This is a genomic window from Pseudomonas sp. H1h (assembly GCF_000633255.1).
In the GTDB taxonomy this organism is placed as follows: domain Bacteria; phylum Pseudomonadota; class Gammaproteobacteria; order Pseudomonadales; family Pseudomonadaceae; genus Aquipseudomonas.
This window is the reverse complement of record NZ_AYMJ01000021.1, coordinates 87,467-98,800: the sequence shown is the minus strand read 5'-3', so window position 1 is coordinate 98,800 and position 11,334 is coordinate 87,467. Positions and strand designations below refer to the sequence as shown.

The 11,334-nt window shown below is 61.4% G+C and carries 11 protein-coding genes; all 11 read left to right on the top strand.

Features of this window, described 5'->3' with window-relative positions:
- Positions 1-8: 8 nt before the first annotated feature.
- The 11 genes from flhF (at position 9) to U862_RS0119280 (ending at position 11,321) form a co-directional block, all read left to right on the top strand.
- Positions 9-1,349 (top strand): flagellar biosynthesis protein FlhF, encoded by a 1,341-nt coding sequence (flhF, locus tag U862_RS0119330; RefSeq protein WP_025111926.1) that lies wholly within the window; start codon positions 9-11, stop codon positions 1,347-1,349.
- A gap of 113 nt (positions 1,350-1,462) precedes the next feature.
- Complete coding sequence (gene fleN, locus U862_RS0119325; protein ID WP_003222917.1) at positions 1,463-2,293, top strand: flagellar synthesis regulator FleN; 831 nt, start codon at positions 1,463-1,465, stop codon at positions 2,291-2,293.
- On the top strand, positions 2,290-3,030 hold the full coding sequence (gene fliA, locus U862_RS0119320; protein ID WP_003222919.1) for an RNA polymerase sigma factor FliA: 741 nt from the start codon (positions 2,290-2,292) through the stop codon (positions 3,028-3,030). Before fleN ends, fliA begins: the two co-directional genes overlap by 4 nt.
- 167 nt (positions 3,031-3,197) lie before the next feature.
- Positions 3,198-3,569, top strand: coding sequence for a chemotaxis response regulator CheY (locus U862_RS0119315; protein WP_003183998.1), 372 nt, complete (start codon positions 3,198-3,200; stop codon positions 3,567-3,569).
- Positions 3,570-3,587: 18 nt separating this feature from the next.
- Positions 3,588-4,376, top strand: a complete 789-nt coding sequence (locus U862_RS0119310) for a protein phosphatase CheZ (RefSeq protein WP_025111925.1) — start codon at positions 3,588-3,590, stop codon at positions 4,374-4,376.
- 54 nt (positions 4,377-4,430) lie between these two features.
- Positions 4,431-6,701 (top strand): chemotaxis protein CheA, encoded by a 2,271-nt coding sequence (locus U862_RS0119305; protein WP_025111924.1) that lies wholly within the window; start codon positions 4,431-4,433, stop codon positions 6,699-6,701.
- Between the two features lie 49 nt (positions 6,702-6,750).
- Positions 6,751-7,887 carry a chemotaxis response regulator protein-glutamate methylesterase gene (locus U862_RS0119300; RefSeq protein ID WP_025111923.1) on the top strand — a complete coding sequence of 379 codons (1,137 nt, stop codon included), beginning with the start codon at positions 6,751-6,753 and terminating at the stop codon, positions 7,885-7,887.
- A complete protein-coding gene (locus U862_RS0119295; protein ID WP_003222929.1) occupies positions 7,887-8,627 on the top strand; it encodes a flagellar motor protein in 741 nt (246 codons plus the stop codon). Before U862_RS0119300 ends, U862_RS0119295 begins: the two co-directional genes overlap by 1 nt.
- 15 nt (positions 8,628-8,642) lie before the next feature.
- Positions 8,643-9,533: a flagellar motor protein MotD gene (gene motD / locus U862_RS0119290; RefSeq protein ID WP_025111922.1), complete on the top strand. Its 891-nt coding sequence runs from the start codon at positions 8,643-8,645 to the stop codon at positions 9,531-9,533.
- A 43-nt stretch (positions 9,534-9,576) separates the two neighbouring features.
- On the top strand, positions 9,577-10,365 hold the full coding sequence (locus U862_RS0119285; RefSeq protein ID WP_025111921.1) for a ParA family protein: 789 nt from the start codon (positions 9,577-9,579) through the stop codon (positions 10,363-10,365).
- 2 nt (positions 10,366-10,367) lie between these two features.
- A complete protein-coding gene (locus tag U862_RS0119280; protein WP_025111920.1) occupies positions 10,368-11,321 on the top strand; it encodes a CheW domain-containing protein in 954 nt (317 codons plus the stop codon).
- Positions 11,322-11,334: the final 13 nt, after the last annotated feature.

The following is an 11,334-nucleotide window of genomic DNA, read 5'->3' as shown; positions in this document are numbered from 1 at the left end:
AGTGGTTTATGCAAGTTAAGCGTTTTTTCGCCGCCGATATGCGTCAGGCCATGAAGCTGGTTCGTGATGAGCTGGGCGCTGATGCCGCCATTATTGGCAACCGCCGCATTGCCGGCGGCGTCGAGCTGACGGCGGCGCTGGATTACAAATTGTCGGCGCTGGCGCCACGGGTTCCGAACATGGAACTTGAGGACGAGCTGCGCAAGACCCAGTCGCGCATCGTTACCGCCCAGGCCGAGCTGAGCCTGCGTGGCGAAGCCGACGGCAACACCAATCGCCAGTTGTTCGCCGGTCTGCCGTTGACGGCCGGTCTGCCGCTGACCGCTGCCGAGCCGTTGAGCGAACCGACTTACGCCGCCCCGGCGCGCCCGGCCCCGGCGCCTGCGCAGTCCTCCGGCGGGATTGACCCGCGTGCACTGGATTCGATGCGTTTTGAATTGAACAGCCTGCGCGAGCTGATGGAAGTACAGCTCGGCACCCTGGCCTGGAATCAACTGCAAGGCAGCCGTCCGGCGCAAGCCAACCTGTATCGCCGTCTGCAACGTATCGGTCTGTCCGGCCCGTTGTCGCGCGACCTGCTGGCAATGATCACCGACATCGAAGAGCCTCGTCAGGCCTGGCGCATGCTGCTCGCACATCTGGCGCGGATGATTGCCGTACCGGAAGTCGAGCCGCTGGAAGAGGGTGGGGTGATTGCCATGGTCGGCCCGGCCGGCATGGGCAAGACCACCACCCTGGCCAAGCTCGCCGCGCGCTACGTGCTCAAGTACGGCGCGCAGAATGTCGCGCTGGTCAGCATGGACAGCTTCCGCATCGGCGCTCAGGAACAACTCAAGACCCTGGGCCGGATTCTCAACGTGCCGGTGACGCACGTTGATCCGGGTCAGTCGCTGGTTCAAGCGCTGGATCCACTGCTGCGCAAGCGCGTGGTGCTGATCGATACCGCCGGCCTGCAGGCCAGCGATCCGGCCCTGCGCATGCAGCTCGAAAGCCTGGCCGGTCGTGGCATCCGTTCAAAAAATTATCTGGTCCTGGCAACCACCAGCCAGAAACAGGTTCTAACCGCCGCTTATCACAGTTACAAGCGTTGCGGGCTTGCCGGGTGCATCCTGACTAAACTGGATGAGACAGCAAGCCTGGGCGAAGTGTTGAGCCTGGCAATCAGTCATGAACTGCCGGTCGCGTATCTGACCGATGGCCCACGGATTCCGGATGATCTGCATCTGCCGCGCCGCCATCAACTGGTCAGCCGCGCCGTCAGCGTGCAAATGCAGGAAGAACCCAGCGAAGAAGCCATGGCTGACATGTTCGCTGATATCTACCACAGCCCGACCAAGCAGGTTGGCTGAGGTAATGAACCGTTTTTGTACCTACATCGATGGTCTGCCATGCATTGTTCCGGTTGAGAACGCGCAGCCAGTAATGTGGCCTCCGTCTATGCAAGACAAGGTAAAGAAATAACATGGGCAGCATGCATCCCGTACAGGTGATCGCGGTGACCGGCGGCAAAGGTGGCGTCGGCAAGACTAACGTGTCAGTGAACTTGTCTCTGGCGTTGGCAGAGCTTGGCCGTCGGGTCATGCTGCTGGACGCCGACCTGGGGCTGGCGAACGTCGACGTTCTGCTGGGACTGACCCCCAAACGTACCCTGGCCGACGTGATCGAAGGTCGCTGCGAGCTGCGCGACGTGCTGTTGCAAGGTCCCGGCGGGATCCGCATCGTGCCGGCCGCCTCCGGCACCCAGAGCATGGTTCACCTGAGTCCGGCGCAACATGCCGGTCTGATTCAGGCCTTCAGCGACATCGGCGACAACCTCGATGTGCTGGTGATCGACACCGCTGCAGGTATTGGTGACTCGGTAGTCAGCTTTGTCCGCGCAGCCCAGGAAGTGTTGCTGGTGGTTTGCGACGAGCCGACTTCGATCACCGATGCCTACGCGTTGATCAAACTGCTCAATCGCGACTACGGCATGAACCGCTTCCGTGTCCTCGCCAACATGGCGCAGAGCCCGCAGGAAGGGCGCAACCTGTTCGCCAAGTTGACCAAGGTCACGGATCGCTTCCTCGATGTCGCCTTACAATACGTCGGCGCGGTGCCGTACGACGAAAGCGTGCGCAAGGCAGTGCAGAAGCAGCGAGCGGTCTATGAAGCCTTTCCGCGTTCCAAGTGCGCGCTGGCGTTCAAGGCGATCGCGCAGAAGGTCGATACCTGGCCGCTGCCTGCCAACCCGCGCGGTCACCTTGAGTTTTTCGTCGAGCGCCTCGTGCAGCAAACGGCAGGGCCTGTGTTATGACCGCCAGCGGTATGAATTACTACAAGAAGTCGGCACGTGACGCGCAGTACGAGTTGATCGAGCGTTACGCGCCACTGGTCAAGCGCATTGCCTATCACCTGCTGGCGCGCTTGCCGGCGAGTGTGCAGGTCGAAGATCTGATTCAGGCCGGGATGATCGGCCTGCTCGAAGTCTCGACCAAATATGACGCCAGCAAGGGCGCCAGTTTCGAAACGTACGCGGGCATTCGAATCCGCGGTGCGATGCTCGATGAAGTGCGCAAAGGTGATTGGGCGCCACGCTCGGTTCACCGCAACACCCGTATGGTCAGTGACGCAATTCGGGCAATTGAAGCTAAAACCGGCCGTGATGCTAAAGATCACGAGGTTGCGGCCGAACTCCAATTGAGTCTCGACGATTACTACGGGATTTTGAATGACACGCTGGGCAGCCGGCTGTTCAGTTTCGACGACCTGTTGCAGGACGGCGAACACGAAGGGCTGCACGAGGATGGCGCCAGTGCTCATCTTGAGCCGTCACGCGATCTGGAAGATGAACGCTTCCAGGCCGCGCTGGCGGACGCGATTGCCAATTTGCCGGAGCGTGAGCGACTGGTGTTGGCGCTGTACTACGACGAAGAGCTGAACCTCAAGGAGATCGGAGAAGTCCTTGGCGTCAGTGAATCGCGGGTCAGCCAGTTACACAGCCAGTGCGCGGCCCGCTTGCGGGGGCGTTTGGGGGAGTGGCGAGCGCGCTGAAGGCAGTGTGGGGACACTGCGAACGAGGCTGGTGCGGTGATGAACGGCACCGGTCTTGCTCTGTTGTGCTCCAGACAGTCATCGAGTGCTTTGCCGGATTGATTGAAATGGCGCGTCCAGGTGCTGGGCGCGTTTAAGACTGCTTGGAGGTCGAATTGGACAAGAACATGAAAATCCTCATCGTTGATGACTTCTCAACGATGCGGCGGATCATCAAGAACCTGCTGCGTGATCTGGGGTTCACCAACACCGTCGAGGCCGACGATGGCACGACTGCCATTCCGGTGCTCAACAGCGGAAGCATCGACTTTCTGGTAACGGACTGGAACATGCCGGGCATGACCGGTATCGACCTGCTGCGCCACGTGCGTGCCGATGAAAAACTCAAGCACCTGCCCGTGCTGATGGTGACTGCAGAAGCCAAGCGCGAGCAGATCATCGAGGCCGCTCAGGCCGGTGTGAACGGCTACGTGGTCAAACCTTTCACGGCTCAGGCGCTGAAAGAAAAAATCGAGAAGATTTTCGAACGCATCGGCTGATGAACGCGCGGGGGAGCTATGGAGCATAACGAATCTTCACAGGGCGATTTCGAATCGACCCTGAAAAAACACGCGGTCGAACTGGTCGAGAGCCTTGAAAAAGGCAGGTTCGGCGACGCTGTGCAACTGATCCATGAGCTCAATCAGACCCGTGACCGCGGCCTGTATCAGGAAGTGGGCAAGCTCACACGCGAACTGCACAGTGCGATCGTCAACTTCCAGATCGATCCGCACATGCCGCAGGCCGAGGAAGTGTCGCAAATCACCGACGCCACCGAACGCCTGGGCTATGTGGTCAAGCTGACCGAAGCCGCGGCCAACCGCACCATGGATCTGGTGGAAAGCGCCACCCCGGTCGTCAATGGCCTGGCTGAAGAAGCCCAGGCCCTGAGCACCGACTGGGGCCGTTTCATGCGCCGTGAGGTCGGGGCCGAAGAGTTCCGCGAGCTGGCGCGCCGGGTCGACGGTTTTCTGTCGCGCAGCAGCACGGGCAACCGTGCGGTGTCGAGCAACCTTAACGACATCCTGCTGGCTCAGGATTACCAGGACCTTACCGGTCAGGTGATCAAGCGCGTGACCCAACTGGTCACCGAAGTCGAAAGCAATTTGCTCAAACTCGTCCTCATGGCCAGTCAGGTGGACCGCTTTGCGGGCATCGAACACGACCGCGCCGCGATGCTTGCAGAAAAAGATCCACAAAAACATCTCTCGCAGGGTGAAGGTCCGCAGATTCATGCCGATAAACGAGAAGACGTTGTGTCCGGTCAGGACGATGTGGACGATTTGTTATCCAGCCTTGGATTCTAGAGTTTTGGAATTTTAGGTTTTTTGGGTTTTTAGACCTGTAGGAGCACCCCATTAATGAGCTTCGGCGCCGATGAAGAGATCCTTCAGGATTTCCTGGTTGAGGCCGGCGAGATTCTTGAGCAACTGTCCGAACAACTGGTCGAGCTGGAAAGCCGTCCGGATGACGCAGATCTGCTCAACGCAATTTTTCGCGGTTTCCACACTGTAAAAGGGGGCGCCGGCTTCCTTCAGCTCAACGAGCTGGTGGAGTGCTGTCACATCGCCGAAAACGTGTTCGACATCCTGCGCAAGGGTGAGCGTCGCGTTGATGCAGAACTGATGGACGTTGTCCTCGAAGCACTGGACGCGGTGAACAGCATGTTCAGCGAAGTCCGTGAACGTGCACCGATCACGGCGGCCACCCCGGAACTGCTGGCCGCGCTGGCACGTCTGGCCGAGCCGCAATCGGCCGACGAAGCTCCGGCTTCGCCGGTGGCCGAGATGATCGAAGAGCTGGTCGTCGAAGGCGATTCTGGCGATTCGGGTGATATCACCGATAACGAATTTGAACAGCTGCTGGATTCGCTGAACGCCGTCAAGGCTGAAGCCGAAGCCCCGGCCGCTGCTGCACCTGCGCAAACTGCCAATGAGGCAGCCAGCGATGAAATCACTGACGCTGAATTCGAGTCGTTGCTCGATCAGTTGCACGGCAAAGGCCAGTTCGCGGCGGACGCCGTTGCACCGACGGCGGCTGCTCCTGCGGCACCGGCTGCGGGCGACAGCTCCGACATTACCGACGACGAATTCGAAGCGCTGCTCGACCAGTTGCACGGCAAGGGCAACTTTGCCGTTGAAGCACTCGAGTCGGCGATCGCCTCGGCACCAGCTGCACCTGCCGCTCCGGTGGCCGCTGCGGCCGGTAGCGACTTGATCAGCGATCACGAGTTCGAATCGCTGCTCGACGAGCTGCACGGCAAAGGCAAGTTCACCGACGTCGGTGCTGCCGCTACAGGTACCGCTGCTGCCGTTTCGACGCCAGCTGCCAAGGCACCGGCCGCGCCGAAGGCTGCGCCCAAGCCTGAGCCGAAAGCCGAAGCTGCGAAACCGGCTGCCGCTGCCGCCCCGGCGCCGGCCCGCGCCGCCGCTGCACCGCCAGCGGAAAAACCGGCGAGCGAAGCCGAGACCACCGTGCGGGTCGACACCGCGCGTCTCGACGAAATCATGAACATGGTTGGCGAGCTGGTACTGGTGCGTAACCGTCTGGTGCGCCTGGGTCTCAACAGCGGCGACGAAGCCATGTCCAAGGCCGTGTCGAACCTCGATGTGGTCACAGCTGACCTGCAGACCGCGGTGATGAAGACCCGGATGCAGCCGATCAAGAAGGTCTTCGGGCGCTTCCCGCGTCTGGTTCGCGACCTCGCGCGTCAGCTCAAGAAAGAGATCAATCTGGAACTGGTGGGTGAAGAAACCGACCTCGACAAAAACCTTGTCGAGGCGCTGGCCGACCCGCTGGTCCACTTGGTGCGCAACGCTGTCGACCACGGCATCGAGTCACCGGAAGAACGCGAAGCCTCGGGCAAGGCCCGTGGCGGTCGTGTTGTTCTGGCCGCCGAGCAGGAAGGCGACCACATTCTGTTGTCGATCTCCGACGACGGCAAAGGCATGGACCCGAACGTCCTGCGTTCGATCGCGGTAAAACGCGGTGTGATGGACAAGGATGCGGCCGATCGCCTGAGCGACACCGAGTGCTACAACCTGATTTTTGCCCCGGGCTTCTCGACCAAGACCGAGATCTCCGACGTGTCCGGCCGCGGTGTCGGCATGGACGTGGTGAAGACCAAGATTTCCCAGCTCAACGGTTCGATCAACATCTACTCGACCAAGGGCCAGGGCTCGAAGATCGTCATCAAGGTGCCGCTGACGCTTGCGATCATGCCGACCCTGATGGTGATGCTCGGCAATCAGGCGTTTGCGTTCCCGTTGGTCAACGTCAACGAAATCTTCCACCTCGACCTGTCGACCACCAACGTCGTGGACGGTCAGGAAGTGGTGATCGTGCGGGACAAGGCGCTGCCATTGTTCTACCTCAAGCGCTGGCTGGTCAGCTCCGCCGCTCACGAAGAGCAGCGCGAAGGCCACGTGGTGATCCTTTCGGTGGGCACCCAGCGGATCGGCTTCGTCGTCGATCAACTGGTCGGCCAGGAAGAAGTGGTTATCAAGCCATTGGGCAAAATGCTTCAGGGCACTCCGGGCATGTCCGGCGCCACCATCACCGGTGACGGCCGCATCGCTCTGATCCTCGATGTTCCAAGCATGCTCAAGCGTTACGCCGCACGGCGTATTTGAATCCGGGGCAGCGGGGCTACAACGTCCCGCTGCGCCTAATGGAGTGTTTATGGCAGTCAAAGTCCTGGTGGTGGACGATTCGGGTTTTTTCCGCCGCCGCGTCTCGGAAATTCTTTCAGCGGATCCGAGCATCCAGGTGGTCGGTACGGCCACCAACGGTAAAGAGGCGATCGATCAGGCCCTGGCGCTCAAGCCGGACGTGATCACCATGGACTACGAGATGCCGATGATGGACGGCATCACGGCCGTGCGGCACATCATGCAGCGCTGCCCGACCCCGGTGTTGATGTTCTCCTCGCTGACGCACGAAGGTGCCCGGGTCACCCTGGATGCACTGGACGCTGGCGCGGTGGATTTCCTGCCGAAGAATTTCGAAGACATCTCGCGTAACCCCGAGAAGGTCAAGCAACTGCTGTGCGAGAAGGTCCACAGCATCTCGCGCAGCAACCGTCGTTTCAGCGCTTACAGTGCGCCGGCGCCGGCCGCTGCACCGACGCCAGCGCCAACGCCGGCGGCATCGAGCTTCAGCAGCCACAGCAGCAGCGCGCCAACGCGTCCGGCGCCTGCTCCAGCTGCAAGCCGCGCACCGGCTGCCAGCGCTTCGTCGCCGGCACCGAAACGCAAAGCCTACAAACTGGTTGCCATCGGTACGTCAACGGGCGGCCCGGTTGCGCTGCAACGCGTCCTGACTCAGTTGCCGGCGAACTTCCCGGCACCGATCGTGCTGATCCAGCACATGCCGGCGGCGTTCACCAAAGCGTTCGCCGAGCGTCTGGACAAGCTGTGCCGCATCAGCGTCAAGGAAGCCGAGGATGGCGACATCCTGCGTCCGGGCCTGGCGCTGCTGGCTCCGGGTGGCAAGCAGATGATGATCGACGGCCGTGGCGCGGTGAAAATCCTCCCGGGCGACGAACGTCTGAACTACAAGCCGTGCGTGGACATCACCTTCGGTTCCGCTGCCAAGTCCTACGGTGACAAAGTTCTGGCGGTGGTGCTGACCGGCATGGGCGCCGACGGCCGCGAAGGTGCGCGTCTGCTCAAGCAGGGCGGCAGCGCGGTGTGGGCGCAGGACGAAGCCAGTTGCGTGATCTACGGCATGCCGATGGCTATCGTCAAAGCTGATCTCGCCGACGCGGTGTATAGCCTGGACGACATCGGCAAGCACATCGTCGAGGCGTGTATCTGATGGATGTTCTAAGCCTTATCGGGATCATCATGGCGTTCGTCGCCATCATCGGCGGCAACTACCTTGAAGGTGGTCACCTCGGTGCGCTGGCCAACGGCCCGGCGGCATTGATCGTACTGGGCGGCACCATCGGTGCCGCACTGCTGCAATCGCCGATGAGCGCGTTCAAGCGCGCCATGCAGATCCTTGCCTGGATTCTGTTTCCGCCACGGGTCGATCTGGCCGGTGGCATCGATCGCGTGGTCAACTGGAGCCTCACCGCTCGCAAGGAAGGCCTGCTGGGCCTGGAAGGCGTGGCTGATGCCGAACCGGACAACTACTCGCGCAAGGGTCTGCAACTGCTGGTCGATGGCGCCGAGCCGGAGGCGATTCGCAGTATCCTCGAAGTGGATTTCTACACCCAGGAAGCCCGCGACATCGAGGCTGCCAAAGTCTTCGAAAGCATGGGCGGCTATGCGCCGACCATTGGCATCATCGGTGCGGTGATGGGCCTGATCCATGTGATGGGCAACCTCGCCGATCCCACGCAGTTGGGCAGCGGCATTGCCGTGGCGTTCGTTGCGACCATTTACGGTGTGGCCAGTGCCAACCTGGTCTTGCTGCCGGTAGCGGCCAAGCTCAAGTCAATCGCGTTGCGGCAGTCGCGTTATCGCGAAATGTTGTTGGAAGGGATCCTGTCGATCGCCGAAGGTGAAAACCCTCGCTCTATCGAGCTGAAGCTTCAGGGCTTCATGGATTGATGGGGGTAATGGACTATGGCTCGTCGCAGGCACCAGGAAGAACATGTTAATCACGAGCGCTGGCTCGTGTCCTATGCGGACTTCATCACGCTGCTGTTCGCTTTTTTCGTGGTGATGTACTCGATCTCGTCGATCAACGAAGGCAAGTACAAGGTCATTTCCGAAGCGCTGATCGGGGTCTTCACCGATTCCGATCGCTCGCTCAAGCCGATCCCGATTGGCGATGAACGACCGAAGACCGTGACCCCGGCCAAGCCGCTGGTCAAGGACAGCGAGCAGGTTGACGCCGGTATCGCCGGTGCCAGCGATCCGTTGAAAAGCATTGCCGATGACATCAGCGCCGCGTTCGGCGACCTGATCGCCTCCAACCAGATGACGGTGCGCGGCAACGAGTTGTGGGTCGAGATCGAACTCAACTCCAGCCTGTTGTTCGGCAGCGGCGACGCCATGCCAAGCGACATCGCCTTCAACATCATCGACAAGGTTGCGGCGATCCTCAAACCGTTCGACAACCCGATCCACGTCGAAGGTTTTACCGACGATCAGCCGATCCGCACCGCGCAGTACCCGACCAACTGGGAGCTGTCTTCGGCGCGTTCGGCGAGCATCGTACGCATGCTGGCGATGCAGGGTGTGAACCCTGGTCGTCTGGCCTCGGTGGGTTACGGTGAGTTCCAGCCAGTGGCCAACAACGCCACTGCCGAAGGCCGCGCGAAGAACCGTCGGGTGGTGCTGGTGGTGTCGCGCAATCTCGATGTACGCCGCAGTCTGACCGGCACCGGAACCGCCAACGCGCAACCGGACGCGGCATTGAAGCGCGCTGGCACACAAACTGCACCGACCCCGGTCAAGACGCCGGGACGCGAGAGTGCCGTCAATTCTCCGTCACCCGCATTAATACGCTGAGCTATGTCTCGGTCGAGCATCTCGGCCGGGAGGAACGAACCGAATGAGAGTCTGGGCAGTCGCCAATCAAAAGGGTGGTGTCGGTAAAACCACATCTTCCATCGCTTTAGCCGGATTGCTGGCGGAGGCGGGCAAGCGCGTGGTTGTGGTCGATCTCGACCCGCACGGCTCGATGACCAGCTATTTCGGCTACGACCCCGACAGCCTGGAACACAGCAATTACGACCTGTTTCTGCACAAGGGCAGCGTGCCACAAGGCTTGCCCGGGCAGTTGCTGCTGTCGACCAGCGACGAGCGCATTTCCCTGCTGCCGTCGAGTACCGCACTCGCGACCCTTGAGCGTCAGTCGCCGGGCCAGAGTGGCCTGGGCCTGGTGATCGCCAAGAGTCTGGCGCAACTGTGGCAGGATTTCGATTACGCGGTGATCGACAGCCCGCCGTTGCTGGGCGTGTTGATGGTCAACGCCCTGGCGGCGAGCCAGCAACTGGTGATTCCGGTGCAGACCGAGCACCTGGCCGTCAAAGGCCTGGAGCGCATGGTCAACACCCTGGCGATGATCAACCGTTCGCGCAAACAGGCGCTGCCGTTCAGCATCGTGCCGACCCTGTTCGACCGCCGCACCCAAGCGTCGCTGGGCACCTTGCGCGTGCTGCGTGACAAATTCCCCGACGAGATCTGGCAGGGTTATATCCCGGTCGATACCCGCCTGCGCGACGCCAGCCGGGCCGGTGTCACGCCTTCGCAATTCGACGGCAAGAGCCGTGGCGTGCTGGCTTACCGCGCGCTGCTCAAGCATCTGCTGGCGCAACAACTTGTTCCGGCGGTGGCGTGAGCATGAACCGCCCCGTCAAGCTCACCTCGCGTCCGCAGTTGGCGCTGCAGTCTTATCTGGATGGCCTGCTGCAGGAGATTCCTGAGGAGCTGCCGCCGGCAATCGAGGCGCAGCCTGAGGTTACCGAAAGCACCGAGGCACTGGACGAGTTCCAGGCGGCGGTACTCGAAGAGCAGGCACGTGACGCACAGAAAGCGGCCAAACCTGCCGCGCCGGTGGCTGCGCCTGCCGCCGCGCCGGTGGCCAAGGCCCCGGTCGCGTTGATCGAACAGGCTGAGCCGGTGCGCGCAGCGGTTTCGACGCTCGCACCGCTGCTGCAAACCCGGTTACTGAACACTGCACCGGAACCGGTGGAGGTCGAACCGGCACCGGTCGCACCTGCACCCGTCGAGCAGACGCTGGTGACGCCGCTGGTAGAAGTGCATCTGCCGCCAAGCAATACGCCGCCACCGGTAGAGACCGAGGGGCGTCCCGCATGGGCCTCGGAAGCCTTCGAATGCCTGCTGTTCGACGTTGCCGGGCTGACCCTGGCGGTGCCGCTGGTGTGCCTGGGCTCGATTTATTCACTGGCCGGGCACGAGCTGACGCCGCTGTTCGGGCAGCCGGAATGGTTCCTCGGGATTCTGCCGAGCCAGGCCGGCAATCTGAAGGTGCTGGATACCGCGCGTTGGGTCATGCCGGATCGCTATCGCGATGACTTCCGTCAGGGCCTGCAGTACGTGATTTCGGTACAAGGTTACGAATGGGGCCTGGCGGTGCATCAGGTCAGCCGTTCGTTGCGCCTGGACCCGAATGAAATCAAATGGAGAAGTCACCGGGGTCAGCGGCCATGGCTCGCCGGCACGGTGATTGAACACATGTGCGCCTTGCTTGATGTCGCTGCACTGGCCGAGTTGATCGCCAGCGGCGGGGCAAAGCACATGTCCGGCAGTAAGCCGAATCACAAACCGACATAACAGACACCGGCAT

Excerpts from the sequence above, each read along its gene's own strand:
- flhF (WP_025111926.1), top strand. The coding sequence starts at position 9 with ATGCAAGTTAAGCGTTTTTTCGCCGCCGATATGCGTCAGGCCATGAAG.
- fleN (WP_003222917.1), top strand. The coding sequence starts at position 1,463 with ATGGGCAGCATGCATCCCGTACAGGTGATCGCGGTGACCGGCGGCAAA.
- fliA (WP_003222919.1), top strand. The coding sequence starts at position 2,290 with ATGACCGCCAGCGGTATGAATTACTACAAGAAGTCGGCACGTGACGCG.
- U862_RS0119315 (WP_003183998.1), top strand. The coding sequence starts at position 3,198 with ATGAAAATCCTCATCGTTGATGACTTCTCAACGATGCGGCGGATCATC.
- U862_RS0119310 (WP_025111925.1), top strand. The coding sequence starts at position 3,588 with ATGGAGCATAACGAATCTTCACAGGGCGATTTCGAATCGACCCTGAAA.
- U862_RS0119305 (WP_025111924.1), top strand. The coding sequence starts at position 4,431 with ATGAGCTTCGGCGCCGATGAAGAGATCCTTCAGGATTTCCTGGTTGAG.
- U862_RS0119300 (WP_025111923.1), top strand. The coding sequence starts at position 6,751 with ATGGCAGTCAAAGTCCTGGTGGTGGACGATTCGGGTTTTTTCCGCCGC.
- U862_RS0119295 (WP_003222929.1), top strand. The coding sequence starts at position 7,887 with ATGGATGTTCTAAGCCTTATCGGGATCATCATGGCGTTCGTCGCCATC.
- motD (WP_025111922.1), top strand. The coding sequence starts at position 8,643 with ATGGCTCGTCGCAGGCACCAGGAAGAACATGTTAATCACGAGCGCTGG.
- U862_RS0119285 (WP_025111921.1), top strand. The coding sequence starts at position 9,577 with ATGAGAGTCTGGGCAGTCGCCAATCAAAAGGGTGGTGTCGGTAAAACC.
- U862_RS0119280 (WP_025111920.1), top strand. The coding sequence starts at position 10,368 with ATGAACCGCCCCGTCAAGCTCACCTCGCGTCCGCAGTTGGCGCTGCAG.